The 16,710-nt window shown below is 67.4% G+C and carries 15 protein-coding genes; 3 read left to right on the top strand and 12 right to left on the bottom strand.

The features are described 5' to 3' along the window. Positions 1-106: 106 nt before the first annotated feature. Complete coding sequence (gene gcvP, locus IRT45_RS07755; protein WP_194805179.1) at positions 107-2,920, top strand: aminomethyl-transferring glycine dehydrogenase; 2,814 nt, start codon at positions 107-109, stop codon at positions 2,918-2,920. A 23-nt stretch (positions 2,921-2,943) separates the two neighbouring features. On the opposite strand, the gene IRT45_RS07760 is transcribed toward gcvP, so the two are convergent. The 8 genes from IRT45_RS07760 to IRT45_RS07790 form a co-directional block, all read right to left on the bottom strand. Next, positions 2,944-3,456 (bottom strand): helix-turn-helix domain-containing protein, encoded by a 513-nt coding sequence (locus IRT45_RS07760; protein WP_309240836.1) that lies wholly within the window; start codon positions 3,454-3,456, stop codon positions 2,944-2,946. A 94-nt stretch (positions 3,457-3,550) separates the two neighbouring features. Next, positions 3,551-5,224, bottom strand: coding sequence for a VWA domain-containing protein (locus tag IRT45_RS07765; RefSeq protein WP_194805180.1), 1,674 nt, complete (start codon positions 5,222-5,224; stop codon positions 3,551-3,553). Between the two features lie 105 nt (positions 5,225-5,329). Continuing rightward, the gene (locus tag IRT45_RS07770; protein WP_194805181.1) at positions 5,330-5,590 is read right to left on the bottom strand and encodes a WhiB family transcriptional regulator; all 261 of its coding nucleotides are present in this window, start codon (positions 5,588-5,590) and stop codon (positions 5,330-5,332) included. Between the two features lie 55 nt (positions 5,591-5,645). Further along, on the bottom strand, positions 5,646-6,194 hold the full coding sequence (locus IRT45_RS07775; RefSeq protein ID WP_194805182.1) for an HNH endonuclease: 549 nt from the start codon (positions 6,192-6,194) through the stop codon (positions 5,646-5,648). 52 nt (positions 6,195-6,246) lie between these two features. Continuing rightward, a complete protein-coding gene (locus tag IRT45_RS37460) occupies positions 6,247-6,378 on the bottom strand; it encodes a hypothetical protein (RefSeq protein ID WP_255535549.1) in 132 nt (43 codons plus the stop codon). A gap of 254 nt (positions 6,379-6,632) precedes the next feature. Continuing rightward, on the bottom strand, positions 6,633-7,421 hold the full coding sequence (locus tag IRT45_RS07780) for an NAD(P)H-dependent oxidoreductase (RefSeq protein ID WP_194805325.1): 789 nt from the start codon (positions 7,419-7,421) through the stop codon (positions 6,633-6,635). A gap of 134 nt (positions 7,422-7,555) precedes the next feature. After that, on the bottom strand, positions 7,556-9,739 hold the full coding sequence (locus IRT45_RS07785; RefSeq protein ID WP_194805183.1) for a malate synthase G: 2,184 nt from the start codon (positions 9,737-9,739) through the stop codon (positions 7,556-7,558). Between the two features lie 362 nt (positions 9,740-10,101). After that, complete coding sequence (locus IRT45_RS07790; protein WP_194805184.1) at positions 10,102-10,671, bottom strand: TetR family transcriptional regulator; 570 nt, start codon at positions 10,669-10,671, stop codon at positions 10,102-10,104. A 97-nt stretch (positions 10,672-10,768) separates the two neighbouring features. On the opposite strand from IRT45_RS07790, the gene IRT45_RS07795 reads away from it, so the two are divergent. Then, complete coding sequence (locus IRT45_RS07795; protein WP_194805326.1) at positions 10,769-11,677, top strand: oxidoreductase; 909 nt, start codon at positions 10,769-10,771, stop codon at positions 11,675-11,677. Positions 11,678-11,746: 69 nt separating this feature from the next. On the opposite strand, the gene IRT45_RS07800 is transcribed toward IRT45_RS07795, so the two are convergent. Further along, complete coding sequence (locus tag IRT45_RS07800) at positions 11,747-12,754, bottom strand: hypothetical protein (protein WP_194805185.1); 1,008 nt, start codon at positions 12,752-12,754, stop codon at positions 11,747-11,749. Positions 12,755-12,851: 97 nt separating this feature from the next. On the opposite strand from IRT45_RS07800, the gene IRT45_RS07805 reads away from it, so the two are divergent. Continuing rightward, positions 12,852-13,448: a TetR/AcrR family transcriptional regulator gene (locus IRT45_RS07805; protein WP_194805186.1), complete on the top strand. Its 597-nt coding sequence runs from the start codon at positions 12,852-12,854 to the stop codon at positions 13,446-13,448. 23 nt (positions 13,449-13,471) lie between these two features. Here IRT45_RS07805 and IRT45_RS07810 read toward each other — a convergent pair whose 3' ends face one another. The 3 genes from IRT45_RS07810 to IRT45_RS07820 form a co-directional block, all read right to left on the bottom strand. Continuing rightward, positions 13,472-14,185: a hypothetical protein gene (locus IRT45_RS07810; protein ID WP_194805187.1), complete on the bottom strand. Its 714-nt coding sequence runs from the start codon at positions 14,183-14,185 to the stop codon at positions 13,472-13,474. 162 nt (positions 14,186-14,347) lie between these two features. After that, positions 14,348-14,995, bottom strand: a complete 648-nt coding sequence (locus IRT45_RS07815; protein WP_194805188.1) for a DUF305 domain-containing protein — start codon at positions 14,993-14,995, stop codon at positions 14,348-14,350. Continuing rightward, positions 14,996-16,573 (bottom strand): LVIVD repeat-containing protein, encoded by a 1,578-nt coding sequence (locus IRT45_RS07820; RefSeq protein WP_194805189.1) that lies wholly within the window; start codon positions 16,571-16,573, stop codon positions 14,996-14,998. It abuts the gene before it with no gap. Positions 16,574-16,710 lie beyond the last annotated feature (137 nt).

The following is a 16,710-nucleotide window of genomic DNA, read 5'->3' on the forward strand; positions in this document are numbered from 1 at the left end:
CGCGCGACCCCGAATCTCTCAGGCGCCACGACAGAGGGGGAGGGCCGACAGTCGTCGACGGTGGCACCCGGGGTGCCGGTCGACCCGCCCGAGCCTTGGAGCTGCCGTGACCCGTAGTTTCGCCGACCGCCACATCGGACCCGACACCACCGAACTCGATCGGATCCTCGATACCGTCGGCGTCGGGTCGATGGACGAACTCGCCGCGCGTGCCGTTCCCGCGAGCATTCTGGATGCCGCCGGCGAGACCGGGCTGGACGTGCTGCCGCCGGCGGTCTCCGAACACGACGCTCTGACCGAGCTTGCGGCGCTGGCACATTCGAACACCGTCGCCACGTCGATGATCGGCCTCGGTTACTACGACACTCTGACCCCGCCGGTGCTGGTCCGCAATCTGCTGGAAAACCCGGCCTGGTACACCGCCTACACGCCGTATCAGCCCGAGATCAGCCAGGGCCGGCTCGAGGCGCTGCTGAACTTTCAGACCATGGTCTCCGATCTGACCGGGATGGAGGTGGCAGGCGCCTCCATGCTGGACGAGGCGACCGCCGCCGCCGAGGCGATGACGCTGCTGCAGCGCGCCAACCGCAAGAGCACCTCCCAGCGACTGCTCGTCGATGCCGACCTCTTCCCGCAGACCCGCACCGTGCTGACCACCCGGGCCGAACCGCTCGGCATCACGCTGGTCGAGGCGGATCTGAGTTCCGGCGAGCTGCCCGAGGGCGATTTCTTCGGCGTCGTCCTGCAGACGCCGGGCGCCTCCGGCCGGATCGCGGACCCGGCCGCGGTGATCGCCGCGGCCCACGATCGGGGTGCGCTGGTCGCGGTCGGCGCCGATCTGCTGGCGCTGACGCTGATCACCCCGCCCGGCGAGCTGGGCGCCGATGTCTGTTTCGGCACCACGCAGCGATTCGGTGTCCCGCTCGGCTTCGGCGGTCCGCACGCCGGATATCTCGCGGTGCGCACAGCGCACGCGCGGCAACTGCCCGGCCGCCTGGTCGGCGTCTCGGTGGACGCCGACGGCGACCGCGCCTACCGGCTCGCGCTGCAGACCCGCGAACAGCACATTCGCCGTGAGAAGGCGACCTCGAACATCTGCACCGCGCAAGTGCTGCTGGCGATCGTGGCCGCGATGTACGCCTCCTACCACGGCGACGACGGACTGCGCGCGATCGCCCGGCGGGTGCACGGTCATGCCGAGCGGCTCGCCACCGGGCTCGGCGACGCGGTCGTGCACGAACGCTTCTTCGACACCGTGCTGGTCTCGGTGCCCGGCGGAGCCGAGGCCGTGGTGGCCAAGGCGAAGGGACGCGGGATCAATCTGCACCTGGTCGACGCCGATCACGTCTCGGTGGCCTGCGACGAGGCGACGACCGAGGCTCAGGTCGCGATCGTGCTGGAGTGCTTCGGCGCCGACGCGGTGCCGGAGACGGCCGCGCTGCCCTCGATCGAGACCCGCACCTCGGCCTATCTGACCCATCCGGCGTTCACCCGTTATCACACCGAAACCGCGATGTTGCGGTATCTGCGGCAGCTGTCGGACAAGGATATCGCCTTGGACCGCAGCATGATTCCGCTCGGTTCGTGCACCATGAAGCTCAACGCCACCGCCGAGATGGAGCCCATCACCTGGCCCGGTTTCGCGCGGCTGCATCCGTACGCGCCGGTGGAGGACACGCCCGGGATGCTGCGCGTGATCGAGGATCTGGAGCACTGGCTGGCCGCGGTGACCGGTTACGACCGAGTGAGTCTGCAGCCCAATGCCGGCAGTCAGGGTGAGTACGCGGGATTGCTCGCGATCCGCCGCTATCACCTCGACCGCGGCGACACCCACCGCGACACCTGCCTGATCCCCTCCAGCGCGCACGGCACCAACGCCGCCTCGGCGGCCATGGCCGGACTGCGGGTGGAAGTCGTGAAATGCCGGGACAACGGCGATGTCGATCTGGACGATCTGCGAGCCAAGATCGCCGATCACGCCGACCGGCTGGCCTGCATCATGATCACCTATCCGTCCACCCACGGCGTGTACGAGCACGAGGTGGCCGAGTTGTGCGCGCTCGTGCACGATGGGGGCGGACAGGTGTATGTCGACGGGGCGAATCTGAATGCTCTTGTGGGACTTGCCCGCCCGGGACGCTTCGGCGGTGACGTCTCGCATCTGAACCTGCACAAGACCTTCTGCATTCCGCACGGCGGCGGCGGTCCCGGTGTCGGTCCGGTCGCGGTGCGCGAACATCTGGCGCCGTATCTGCCGGGCGATCCGCTGCAGCCGGATTCGCACGCGGTGTCCGCGGCGCGGTACGGATCGGCCTCGATCCTGCCGATCACGTGGGCCTACATCCGGATGATGGGCGCCGACGGATTGCGCCGGGCCACCCTGACCGCGATCGCCTCGGCCAATTACCTTGCGCGACGGCTGGATCCGCATTTCCCGGTGCTCTACACCGGCGAGGACGGCATGGTCGCCCACGAGTGCATTCTGGATCTGCGCGAGATCACCAAGCGCACCGGCGTGACCGTCGACGATGTGGCCAAACGCCTGGCCGACTATGGATTCCACGCCCCGACCATGAGCTTCCCCGTCGCCGGCACGCTGATGGTCGAGCCCACCGAGAGCGAAAACCTCGACGAGCTCGACGCTTTCGCCGACGCGATGATCGCGATCAAGGGCGAGATCGACGAGGTCGCCGCCGGGACCTGGCCGGTGGAGCAGAGCCCGCTGCGCGGCGCCCCGCACACCGCCACCGCCCTCGTCGGCGACTGGAACTATCCGTACAGCCGGGAAACCGCTGTCTATCCGTTGGGTGTGCACTCCGGACGGCCCAAGGTGTGGCCCGCGGTCCGGCGCATCGACGGAGCCTTCGGTGACCGCAACCTGGTGTGCTCGTGCCCGCCGCTCGAGGCGTACACCGACTGAGATACGGGGCCGAGCGCGGGCGGTCACTCGCCGGCGGCGACCGCCTGCGCGTAGGCCTCGGCGAGGCGTTGGGTGGCGGTCGGCCGGCCGGTGTCCGGACGTGCGATGCCGAGATGGCGTTCGCGCAGTTCGTCCATGAATTCCGCCCACAGCTGCGGGCCGCCCGCCTCGAGCAGTTCCGCGCGTACCCGCAGTTCGTGGGTCGTCGGACGATGTCGCAACCCCCAGGAGGCCAGGGCGACCAGTACCGGAACCAGCTGGATGGCGGGTTCGGTGAGGCTGTAGGTGGCTCGCTGACCGCGGCGGACCTCGTCGCGGGTCAGCAGTCCGGCGTCGACGAGGGTTTTGAGCCGGTCGGCGAGGATGTTGGAGGCGATGCCCTCTTCCGACTGTGATTGCAGCTGCCGGAAATGGCGGCGGTCGCCGAACATGATGTCGCGCAGGACCAGCATCGTCCACCGATCACCGACCACCTCGATGGCAGCGTTGATCGGGCAGCCCGACCGCTGTTCCGCCGGCAGCTGTTCCTCGGACACCGCACCTCCTTCGTCAACTGCTTGCATCCTACTAGCACTAGGGGTGGTTGCTCTCTAGTGCTAGCGAATGGCAAGCACTCAACGCGCTGGAGCGTTACGGCGTGGTCAGCGCGTGGTTGACGGCGGTGCCGAAGGTCATGTCGTCGGAGGTGGTGACCTTGGTGTAGGTGCCGCCGGTCTTCTGGGCCAGGTTCTGCAGGGTCTGCCCGCCCTGGCCGCCGATGACGATCACGTCCACCCGCACCGGATGCGCGGCGTCGGTGGCGCCGGTGATATCGGAGATCAGCTGGTCCCCGGTCATCGGGGAATTGTCGTTGGGGCCGCCGGTGATGAGCAGAACCGAGTTGGTCTTACCCGAGGAGTAGTTCTTCACCGCGCTGCGATAGGCGGCCTCGAGCGAGGGGTAGGTGCGGTCGGTACTGGAACCGGCGAGCGTGACATTGCCCAGGGCCGTGGACAATTCGCTGCGATGCTGCGGGGTGAGGGCCTGGGTGGGCGCGACCATCCGATAGGGGTTGCCGTCGGTCAATTGGTTGGCGTAGATCCAGGCGCCGGCGCCGAAATCCGGCGGCATGGTGTCGAGGGTCGACTGCACCGCGGCGAGAGCGTTGTTCAATCGCGACATCGACCCGTCGTTGGCGGCCATCGACGCCGAGGTGTCGATGAGAATCGTGGCTTGTACGCCCAGCACCGGGTGCGCGAGGACCGACTGCACGCGATCGAGAACCGATTTCGCCGGCACCGCGACGGGTGTGGCGGCCGCGGCTCCGAAACCATTGTCGGTGAACAGCTTCTGTTGGTCGGGAGCACGCAGGAAGTCGGCGAATACGCCGGCGACTAGGTTCTGGGTCTTGTCCACCCAGCTTCCGGTGAGCATCGCCGCGGGGTGATCGGCGACCGGCGCCGCACCGGTCGGATGGAACAGAGCGACATTCGGCCGCGTCTTGGCTTGCTGCTCGGTAACTGCTACGGCGTGGATGGAGGAGTTGGGGCCTTGTGCGGGATCGGCGACCGCGGCCAGCGCGGAGGCGGTGTCGCCGGATTCCGGTGCGGCGGCGGCCAATCCGGAGATGGCGGCGACGACCTGACCGGACGCGGCGGCCTCATCGGTCAGCGGATCGGAGCCGGAGACGGCCGAGCCGACCGCCACCGCGGCGGCCAGCGAATCGTCACCCGGAGGCATCGCCATCCGCAGCGGACCCCAGCTGCCGAGGCCGATATCGCCGAGCGACCCGCGCTGCAGTCGCGCCAGATCCGACCAGCTGAGGTCGGCCTTCTCCATCGCCTGAGCCAGCGGGGCGGGGGCGGCCACCGCGATCGGGCTGACAGCGATCGACGCCGGGGTGCCCTGGACCAGTCCCGGCACCCGCATCTGCTCGACCGCGCGCGACGAACTCGGAATCCAGAGACCGGGTTGCGGGCCGAGCTTGGCGTCCCAGTTCGGTGCGGTGAGCCCGGTCACCATCGCGGCGCTGGTGCGTTCGGTGACGGACACCTTCGCGCAGTGGTCGCGCACCTGGGGGTGCGTGGCGTTGTAGCGGTCGGCGGCGGCGCGCACGGGAGCGGCGATATCGGGATCGACGGTGACGGCGAGAGTGACCGGACCCTCGATGCACTGACCGGCGGCGCTGCGGTTCTCCGATGCCGAGCGATTGCTGAGCCAGAACCAACCGGCTACCGCCGCGATCAGCAGCAGGACCGCCACCACGGTGATAACCAAACCTTTGCTGACGCCCCGTGATCCGTCCGCGCTGCGATGTGTGCCCACGATTTTCCAGTGTATGGTCACGCGAAAACCGGCGCTCGACCAGGATCGGTCGTGCGCCGGCTCGCGGATCGTGCGAGTGGCGTGGACCACTCGCACGTCTCGTTGTCAGTCGCGGAGCAGCTTGCCGCGGTCGAATTCGTGACCGCCCCACACACCGGACTGGCCGGTGGTGGCCGCGAATTCCGCGCACTGCCGGCGAATGGGGCAGCCGGCGCAGATTCCGCGCGCGTAGTCGAAGTCCTGCGACGGGTACGGGAACCACGCATCGTGGTTCGGGTCACCCTTGCAGGCCGCCTGGTCCCAGGTCTGTGTATCCGAGACCGGGAGCAGATCCACCAGGGTGAGTGCCGGAGTCGTAGTTGTCATATCGGATCCCTCCTTTCTCGGGATATGGGGGTATTCGCTGTGTGCCGGAGGCTGTTCACTGTGCGCCGGAGGCGACGAGGTCCTTCCAGATCCGTCGCTGCCGTCGCTGCATGTCGGTGGGCGCCTTGGGTTCCCAGAGCAACCGCATCCCGGCCTCGTCCGGGGTGCGGTCCGCCTTGCGGGTGTTGCACGGTCCGCACGCCGCGATCAGGTTGTTCCAGGTGTTGGGTCCGCCCCGGCTGCGCGGGCGGATATGGTCGACGGTGCGCGCCCAGCCGGCGCAGTATCCGCACCGGTGCTCGTCGCGCCGCAGTACGCCCGCGAGGGTGGCCCGGCTCTCGTCGTGCACGAGCACGCTGTGCTCGAGGTAGACGTAGCGCAGCAGCCGAATCGTCTGCGGCAGAGCGATTTCCAAATGCTTGGAACGAATCGGGAAATGCGGTTGCCGCTCGGCCACGGTCTCGGCGGTGCCGCTGATCACCAGCACCACCGCGCGGTCGGCGCCGATGTCGGTCAGCGCCTCGTAGGAGGCGTTGAGGACCAGCACCTGGGCGTGTATCCAGTTGTCGGGAGTAAGGGGTCTTTCGGCGTGACGAGACAGCATGGGAGTCACCATGTTTCGTGAAAGGCGGAACGAGAAGGAAGGCGGGAGCCGGTCAGGCTTGCTGGAAGAGGGGGCCGGATTCCCGGTCGGCGTGCCGCAGCATGTGCTGCGACCGCTCGACGCCGGTCGAAAGTCGCTGTCCGGCAAAACTGTTCATCTCGTCGCGCATACTCTTCGAATACATCCGCCACCTCCTCCTTCCCGTTACTCGTCGAGTGGTCCCGCTGTGCCGGCGGGACCGGTTGATCATCGTTGTCATGGTGACACAGCGTTACCGCCGTTGTCGGGTCATTTTTTTCGCCGCCGCAGGCGATCCGGCGGGCAACGCGAACCCCCCGGCGCGGAGATTACAGCGCGGGCGGTGTTCGAACTATTCCCTGATCTCGCGGGGTCGTGTGTGTGCGTTCGGCCACTTCGTGACCGCCGCAGGGTGCCGGATCAGTGGGTTCGGTCTCCGGCCGGGTGCATATCTCGGCCTGCGCGGTGCAGCCCGAATCCGCTCGTGTCGCGGCCCAAGCCGTCCCGGAGTCGCAGGCTGCGGTCGTAATCGCCGCCGGCCTGGGTGCGGTAGGGAATCGGTTCGATCTTCTCGATCCGACTCAGTCGTTCTCGCAGGTCGGCGGCGATATCTGCGAAGCGGCCGGAGTCGACCCGGATGGTGCCGTGGACGAGGAACGGCGGCAGCACATCCATGCCGGGGTAGTAGAGGATGCCGTGGTGGATCGGAAAGAGCAGGTCATCGATGTGGCCGTTGATGCCGCGTTCGGAGTAGGCCGGTTCCCGTCCGCCGATGGATACCACCAGCATGGCTCGCCTCCCGCTCAGCGCGCCCGCGCCGTATCGGGGCAGCGCGGTGCTGCCGGACCCGTAGGCGAAGCCGTTGGTGAACACCCGGTCCACCCAGCCCTTGAGGATGGCCGGCATCGAGTACCACCACAGCGGGAAGTGCATCAGCACCACCTCTGCCCAGCGCAGTTTGTCCTGTTCGGCCCTGATATCGGCGGCCAGCGTGCCGTTGCTGTACGCCTCGCCGGAGGCCTGCATGAAGGTGCCCGCACCGGATTCGCCGAAATCGGTGGCATCGGCCTGCGCCTTCCACCCCATCGCATACAGATCGCTGACCACGACCTCATGCCCGGCATCGCGAAGGTGGTGCACCGCAACATCTTTGAGAGCTCCGGTGAGCGAATCGGGTTCGGGATGCGCGTACACGATCAGAATTCGCATATGTGCCGACAACGGTTCGACGCCGCCGCGCATTCCCGCGCAATCCCGGAGACGGCGCAACCCCGGTCGCCGACGACGACCGGGGTTGCGATGCCGGGCGAGTTCGCCGCGACAGAGTCACGACGAGTCTCGGATCAGCCCTTCGCGGCGAGTGCCTTCGCCTCGCGGCGGCGGCGGTGCAGGATGGGCTCGGTGTAGCCGTTGGGCTGGCAGGTGCCCTCGAGGATCAGTTCCTTGGCGGCCTGGAAGGCGATGCTGCCGGAGAAGTCGGGGGCCATCGGCTTGTAGGCCGGGTCGCCGGCGTTCTGCCGGTCGACGACGGGAGCCATCCGCTCCAGGCTCTCGACGATCTGCTCTTCGGTGACGATGCCGTGGCGCAGCCAGTTCGCCATCAGCTGGCTCGAAATACGCAGGGTCGCACGGTCTTCCATGAGTGCGACATCGTTGATGTCGGGCACCTTGGAGCAGCCGACGCCGTGGTCGATCCAGCGGACCACGTAGCCGAGGATGGACTGCGAGTTGTTGTCCAGCTCGTTGCGGATCTCCTCGGCCGACCAGTTGGTGTCGGTGGCGAGGGGGATCTCGAGGATCTGGTCGACGGTAGCGCGGGCCCCGCCCTTGGCGATCTCGGCCTGGCGCTTGAACACGTCCACCAGGTGGTAGTGGGTGGCGTGCAGGGTGGCGGCGGTCGGGGAGGGAACCCAGGCGGTGGTGGCGCCGGCGCGCGGGTGGCCGATCTTCTGCTCGAGCATGTCGTGCATCAGATCCGGCATGGCCCACATGCCCTTGCCGATCTGCGCCTTGTGCGGCAGTCCGTCGGCCAGGCCGTTGTCGACGTTCCAGTCCTCGTAGGCGAGGATCCACTGCTGCTTCTTCATCTCGGCCTTGCGGATCATCGCGCCGGCCTCCATGGAGGTGTGGATCTCGTCGCCGGTGCGGTCGAGGAAGCCGGTGTTGATGAAGACCACGCGGTCCTTCGCGGCCGCGATGCAGGCCGCCAGGTTGACCGTGGTGCGGCGCTCCTCGTCCATGATGCCGACCTTGAGCGTGTTGCGGGCCAGGCCCAGCACATCCTCGACCCGGCTGAACAGCTCGTTCGCGAAGGCGACCTCGTCGGGGCCGTGCATCTTCGGCTTCACGATGTAGACCGAGCCGGTGCGCGAGTTGCTGACCTTGGCGTTGCCGTTGAGCGAATGCACCGCGATCAGCGAGGTGATCAGGCCGTCGAGGATGCCCTCGGGAACCTCGTTGCCCTCGGCGTCGAGGATCGCGTCGGAGGTCATCAGGTGGCCCACGTTGCGCACGAACAGCAGCGAGCGGCCGTGCAGCGTCACGTCGTTGCCGTCGAGGCCGGTGTAGACGCGGTCCGGGTTCATGGTGCGGGTGAAGGTCTTACCGCCCTTGCTGACCTCTTCGGCCAGATCACCCTTCATCAGGCCCAGCCAGTTGTGGTAGCAGAGCACCTTGTCCTCGGCGTCGACCGCAGCGACCGAGTCCTCGAAGTCCATGATGGTGGTGACCGCGGACTCCAGCACGACGTCCTTGACGCCGGCGTCGTCGGTCTTGCCGATCGGCGATTCCGGGTCGATCTGGATGTCGATGTGCAAACCGTTGTGGCGCAGCAGGATCGAGCTCGGTGCGGACGGATCGCCCAGGTAGCCCACGAGGGCCGAGGAATCGGCCAGGCCGATGTCGGTGCCGTCCTCGAGGGTGACCTCGAGTTCACCGTCGACGATCTTGTAGGCCTTGGAGCCGACGTGCGAACCGGTGATCAGCGGCACGGCGTCGTCGAGGAAGTTGCGCGCCCACTCGATGACCTTGTCGCCACGGACCTTGTTGTAGCCGGTGCCCTTCTCCGCGCCGTTGGCTTCGGAGATGGCGTCGGTGCCGTAGAGCGCGTCGTAGAGCGAGCCCCAGCGCGCGTTGGCGGCGTTGATGGCGAAACGCGCGTTGCTCACGGGCACCACCAGCTGCGGGCCGGCGGTGGAGGCGATCTCGTCGTCGACGTTCTGGGTGTCGATGGCGAAGGGCGCGGGCTGCTCGCGCAGGTAACCGATCTCGGTGAGGAACTGCTTGTATGCGGCCTTGTCGTAGCCGGCGCCGGGGTTCTCGGCGTGCCAGGCGTCCAACTTGCCCTGGATCTCGTCGCGTTCGGCCAGCAGGGCGCGGTTGCGGGGAGCGAGATCGTTGATGACACTCTCCGCACCGGTCCAGAACGCGGCGGAATCTACGCCGGAGCCGGGGAGCGCCTCGTTCTCCACGAAATCGTGAAGAACCTTGGCCACCTGGAGCCCGCCGACCTGAATCCGCTCTGTCATCTACTGCCTCATTTCGAGAAAGCCGGATGGAAAAAGTACGCCTGTCATGTTACCCGTGGGTAGTTGCGTGGTCGCGGTCGGCATCGATCGAGCAGGGCCGATTGTATCGTGGGCCACAACTGCGGTCGGGTGCCCCAAGGTACGCGGCGGGTTCGTCACGCGGGAGGCAGCGTCCAGACCAGCGCCATGCTGAACGGATGGCCGAGCAGATCCGTCCATTTCGGCTTGGTCGCGAGCCAGGCCTCCTCGACCAGCGCCTCCGCGGCCTCGTCCAGGCGCCGGCTCGATGTCGCCCAACGACAGCGGTTTCGCTCCGCCTGATCGAGACAGAAGGGACCTCGCAGACCGGACGGGCCCGGCTCTTATCCCCGCATCGGCGGTGAGATCAGGGTTGTGACCGCGTCGAGCACGAGGCTACGGCGTTGGGATTCGGGTACCAATCGCGCGATGTCTTCCGCGGGCTGATGCCACATGTTCGCGACTGTCAACACCAAGGCCAGGATGTGCGCGGCGGGTTGTGCTGTGGTGACCGTCCCGCGTTGTTGAGCCTGTTCGATGGCCTCGACCTTCGCTCGCATCGACTCGGCCACCGAAGCGCGCTGAGCGGAGTCGCCGCGCAGCAGGTGGTACCACATCAGGAACCGCATGACCTCGGGATGGGCCCGTCCGGCATCGTAGAGCTGACCTGCGTATTCGGGCAGTCGGTCGGCGTCCAGCGGTACGGATGCCACCGTCGTGTCCACGATCATGTCGAAGATGGCGTCGAACAGTTCGTCTTTGCCCTTGTAGAACGAGTACACCAAACCCGCGCTGATTCCCGCGCGCTTGGCCAGTCGATCGATGCGCGCGCCGGCCAGGCCGAACTCTGCGAACTCGGTCAGCGCGGCGTCGAACAGTTGCTGTCGTTTCGCTTCGGGATTCCTGGTGGGCACACCGTCAACGGTAGTTATTGAACGTTCATTTGACAAAGCTCGGTCAGCGTCAGATGCTACTAATGAACATTCATTCAACAAGGAAGATGTGATCTGCATGGTCCAGTGGACACCGGACGACATCCCTGATCAGACCGGCCGCACCGCCCTGGTCACCGGCGCCGGCAGTGGGATCGGCCTCGAGACGGCCCGCGTTCTGGCCAGGTGCGGCGCGCGGGTCCTCCTGGCCGGCCGTAACCAGGCCAAGCTCGATGAGGCGGTCGGCATCGTGCGCGCCGCGGCACCGCAGGCCGAGACCGACACCCTGCTCCTGGATCTGTCCGACCTCGCCTCGGTGCGCCACGCGGCCGAGCGAATCGCCGAAACCGAGACCGTCGACCTGTTGTTCAACAACGCCGGGGTGATGAACCTGCCCACCCGGGTGACCACCCGCGACGGGTTCGAGATGACCGTGGGCACCAACCACCTCGGGCACTTCGCCTTCAACGCTCAGGTCTGGCCCGCGCTGCGCCGCTCGGCCGGAGCTCGCGTCGTCACCGTCAGCGCGATCGCCGCACGCTGGCCCATCGGCACGCTCGACGACCTGATGAGCGAGAACCGCTACCGTGGCATGGCCGCATACGCAAAGTCCAAGCGCGCCAACATCGTCTATACCCTCGAACTCGCCCGTCGTACCGCCCACATCCCCGTCGACGCCGTCGTCGTTCACCCCGGGGCGGCGATGACCGGCCTCCAGCAACACGGCACAGGACCGCTGACGCGCCTGTTCACTCCGCTCGCAGCGCGCCTGCTGATGGGTTCCGCCGCCGGGGCCGCCTGGCCCTCGCTCTACGCCGCCACCAGCCCCGATGTCACCGGCGGAGAATTCATCGGTCCGGCCGGACGCGACCAGACCTCCGGCACCCCCAGGCCCGTGAAACTCCCGAAAGGCATCGTCGATACCGAACTGGGCGCGCGATTGTGGGCCGACAGCGAACGACTCACCGAAGTCACCTTCGAGCCCTGAGCGAGACGCCCCACCGCCGCGGGTTCAACTGCTCAGCTCTTGCGGCACAGCGAGGGGAGTGCGGGGTAATCACGCCGTCCGGGCGAGCTGCGCGGGTGTGGCGTCGTGCGCTTGATCGGGAAGGTCGCGGGTTCGCCGGGGAAGAATTGCCAGCAACAGCCCACCCGCAGCCCAGCAACTCAGCACCGCCAGCGCCGCTGCCGAGCCCGAGCCACCGAAATAGGCGGTCGAGCGTAGGGCGGTGGCGGCCGCGCCGGGCGGGAGCAGGGTTCCCAGGGTGCCCCAGCCGGTCGGCAGCAGTTCCGGTGCGGACATGGCGCCGGAGAGTGGAATGCCCAGTGCGACAAAGGTTGCCGCGCCCAAACCGATCCCGGCGAGGCCGAGCACGGCACGCAGGCCGAGCAGTGTCAGTGCGGTCGCGCCGATCGCCAGGGCAACCACTCCGGCGTTGACGAGGTAGTTCCCGGTCAGCACGTCGAGCCAGGTTTGTAGGACGGCGGTGACCGCGAATCCGGCGACGAGTGCCACGGCCACGGCCGCGCCGATCCGGGCCGCTCGGTCCAGCGTCAGCAGTGACAGGGCGGCGCCGGTCAGCAGGCCGCCGATGACCATCGGAACCAGGGTGAGGCCGAAGACCGCGCCGCGCGGATCGGCGGCCGGTGCCGCGACCACATCGGTGATCACCGGAGTCGGCGAAAGCTGTTGCGGCGCAGCGGTTCGGCTCATGCCGCGAGCGGCTTCGCTCAGGGCTTGGGCGACAGCCGGACCGGCCGCGGAGGCGGTCAGCACCTCCGGTCCGTTCGCGCCGATCACGATGGCGCCGTAGATATCGCGATGCTCGATGGCCTGAACGGCCGTCGAGCGGTCGGGATACGTCGTCGTGTCGATCGCCGAATCCCCGAGGGCGCCGAGCCCTTGGCGCACCTGTTCGACGGCGGGGGCCGGGCCGGCCAGGCCGACCGGGAGGTGGCGTGGGGCCAGGTTGCTGGTCGGCCAGGCGAAGGCCGTGACCAGCACGGTGATGAGGGCGGACAGGGCCAGAACCGGTCCGAGAACGGTGGCGGGCGACGGTCGCATCGCAACTCCAAAGAGAAGGAACGTTCTTTTTGTGGTTCGAGCATGCGCGCGCAGACGAGTGATTGTCAAGAACGAACGTTCTTTTTATGATGCGGTGATGCCGCGACTGACCGAAGAGCGTCGTACTGCCCGGCGCGACCAGCTCATCGCCGCCGCCGTGCGGTGTGTGGCCCGCGAGGGATTCCACAAGACGACGATGTCCGCGGTCATCGCCGAATCGGGGATGTCGGCCGGTGCGGTCTACGGCTACTTCGCCTCCAAGAACGACATCATCCGCGCGATCGCCGACTCCGTACTCGGCCGGATGACCGCGAATCTGGCGCGGCTCACCGAAGGGGCGACCCCGGTGGCGCCGATCGACGCGCTGGAGTCGGTGCTCGGGCAGATAGCGGAACTCGCCCGCGACGGCGATATTCCGCGCGTCGCGGTGCAGGCGTGGGCGGAGGCCGGACGGGACGAGGCGGTTGCCGGGATCGTCCGCGAACGGCTGACTCAAGTCCGGGCCGCCTGGCGGGAGTTGCTGCTGCGCGCCTGCGAGGCCGGATTGCTCTCCGCGGCAACCGATATCGACGCTCTCGCCCAGGTCATGCTCGGCGCGATGATGGGATTTCTGCAGCAGTACCTGTTGATGGGCGACGTTCACCCGAAGGCCTACGCCGCTGCCTACCGCAGTCTGGCGGGCGCTGGAGAGTAGGCGAACGCGAGACGGGAGAAACGCTACTGCCGGGGCTCGATCCACAATGCTTCGGCCAGGACGCGCAGATCGCCCTTCGGCGTGGAAATGGCCACGCCGACAGTGTGTTTGCGTCCCGACGCGGCGATCGGCCAGGACCACACGAGGTATTTCTCCCCGGCGCGCACCGGTCCGATGCGACGGGTGGTGAGGGCGGCCGTGAGGCCCCCGGGGGACATTCCGGACAGTTCGATGGCGGCCCAGCCGCCGGGACAGTCGACGGCCGACCAGATATTCTCCGTGGTCAGATGTCCACCGGGCCCGGCCAATTCGGCATCGGGAACCCAGGCGGCCGCGACGAGGTCCTGGTCGCGCAGCCGCCACGGATACAGCCGCAGGCCCCGGCCCGGCGTATTCGTGGTGCCGCAGCCGTAGCAGTCGGCGACGGCACGGCCGGCGGCGAACGAATCGCGCGACGCGGCGACCGCATCCTCCCAGGTGGGTGGCGGCGTGACGGCCAATTCCACCGAACCTGGACTTGCCTCGGTGAGGACCGTACCGTCGGAATCGGTAAGCACACAGCCCGATTCGGTATCGGTGATCTGCACCGGCGTCCGGACCGGAACACCGCGCCGGAAGTCGACACGCACCTCACCGCCGACACGATCGGCGAGCATGCCCGCCACGTAGCCGCCGAACGCCAGATCCGGATAACCGTGGATATGCGTGGGAATGGTGATCGCCGTACCGACAGTCATTCGCGTCCGAACCTCTCGATTGTGTGCCGACCCAGGGACCATAGCGGCACCCACCGACATATCTGCGCCGGCCGGGAAGTCACTCCGGCCCACCGGCCGTTTCGCGAGCTCACCGAGCGGGCGGACACCGCAGCCGTGTGTGCCTGCCACCGTGCCGGAAGCCTAGGGCAGTGGTTGTGCGCCGCGCTGGTTCAGCATCAGCGCGATCAAACCGGTCTCCTGACTCTGGGCGATGAGCATGGCCCGGGCCTGCTCCTTCACCGGACCCGAGGTGATCTGCTGATCGGCGGCGCGAGCCATCGCGACACCACCCTGGTGGTGGCGGTACATCAATTGCAGGAACAGCACTTCCGCATCGCGTCCGCGAGCGGCCGAGAGCCGATCCAATTCGGCCATGGTCGCCATCCCCGGCATGCCGGGTGAGGTGGCAGGAGGCGTTGTGCTCATCGAATGATGATGAGCCGCAGTCGTATCCGGGGTCATCCAGGCCATCGGCCGGTCCGCTGTCGGAGCGGCGTTCGCCAGGCGCAGCCATCCGAGCATCGTGCCGATCTCCACCCGCTGTGACTGGTCGATCTGCTGCGCCAGCCGCGATACCTGGGGGTCCACACCGGGATCCAGACGTTGCACCATCTGGATCGCCTGCTGGTGATGAGCCGTCATATCCTGGGCGAAACCGATCTCGGTGGCATCGAGAACCGGTGCGGCGGTGTGTTTCTCGGGCAGAACGACCGGGCGCAACGCGGCGCCGATCACCAGCAGGATCAACGCCGCGGCCGCGTAGGACCCCCAGCGTAGCCACCGCGACATCTAGGACCCCACGATCGACTGCTGGTCGGCGGGGGGTGAATACACGTCGTTGTCCAGTTGCAACACCATGAAACCGTTGTCGTTGCAGGAGGTCCACAGCTGGCTGCCGTGCCATTCCGGGGGCGCGAAACACCAGTCGGAGGACACGTCACCGAAGGCCAGCATCCCGGTGCGCGGCGACAAGGCCTGGGCCGGATCGAATTTGCCGTCCAGAATGGCGCGCGCCACCGAAAAGCCCTCCAGCGCAGGCGGTCCGATCAGCGAACCCAGCGCGTGCGGGGAATTCCACAGTTGCAGATTCTGCGCCGTGCGGGCCGGAGGATTGAAGTAGGCGATCTCGTGCACCCGGAACGGATCGCGCACATCGAATACCCGGATGCCCGACGATTCCCAGCCGCAGGCCAGCGCCGTCGGATTCTCGGGACGGTCGGCCGCGCAGTAGTGCGGATCGTAGGAGAACACCGACCCACCCATCGAGGAGGCGAGCATGCTGTCCTGGTTCTCCGGCAGATCGATCCGCAACTTGATCTTCTCGACGACCTTGGGATTGTTCTCGTCGGAGATGTCGACCAGTTTCACCCCGCCGGCTCCCGCCTCGTCGACGGTGAACAGATACGGTGTGCCGTCGTAGCTGACCGGCACGCTGTGCTGGGTCGCCCAGCCGTCGGTCCAGAACACCCGGCCGATGTGGTTGACCTGCGGATTCGGATCGCGACGCTGAACCGCGCTGATATCGAGCACGGTGAATCCGGCCAGTGCCGACAGATACATGCGATTGCCGTCGGGGCTGATGCCGAAGCCGTGCGCCTCGATGCCGGTGAGCCCCTGCCAGATCACGTGGGGGTTCGCCGGATCGGTGAGGTCGACCGCGCTGACGAAGCCGGGGGCGATACCCGAGGCCCAGTAGGTGCGGCCGTCGGGGGAGAAGCCGCCCTCGTGGGTGGTGATGGGCAGGGGCATGGCCAGATTGGTGCCGGGTCCCGGGTTGAGCAACCGCGGATGTGCACAGTCGGAAATGTCATAGACCGACAGGTAGCCCGTGCCCTCCAGGAACGGAACTCCGGTGCCCACCAGCAGTTTCCGTGCGGTGTTGACCTTCAGGCTCTCCCAGGTGCCGGCCATCATCGCCGGTTCCGTGAGGGTGGTGCTCAACACCGGATGCGCCGGGTCCGAGGCGTCGATCACCTGCACACCCTGAGCGGGACCGAGCAGATCGCCGGGGAAGAACGAGCCGGTGTAGGAGCAGTGGTCGTAGGTGGTCGAGGTGATACCGGCGCCGTGCCCGGCATATCCGCCGACGAACGACATATTGCAGGTATAGCCCTGCGTGCTGCGACCGGAGGCGCGGTCGGCGGCCGGAACGTCGCCCTGCATACCGGTTTCCGCCCGCGAGCCGGGACCGCAGTCGGCCGGGGGCACCGCGACCTTGCCGATATCGAGGAATTCCTGCACCTGGGTGGCGATATCGGATTGCAGATCCGCCGACGCGCCGCCGACCGGCAGGATCGCGGCCGCGAGTACGGCCGCGGCCGCCGCGATGAGTGGTTTGGGCGTGCGTCTGCCAAAGCTCCGCGCCATTGCGGGACCCCCACTTTCCACAGTGAAACGGGCTGGGCGTCACCGCCGCCGAGATAGTCGGTACCACCGGTTGCGGGCAACGCATCGAAACGGTAGCTCAGCCACCTTCTCATCGGGTCGGTTTTCGGAGAAAGCGG

The sequence above is a fragment of the Nocardia sp. BSTN01 genome (assembly GCF_015354405.1).
GTDB lineage: Bacteria > Actinomycetota > Actinomycetes > Mycobacteriales > Mycobacteriaceae > Nocardia.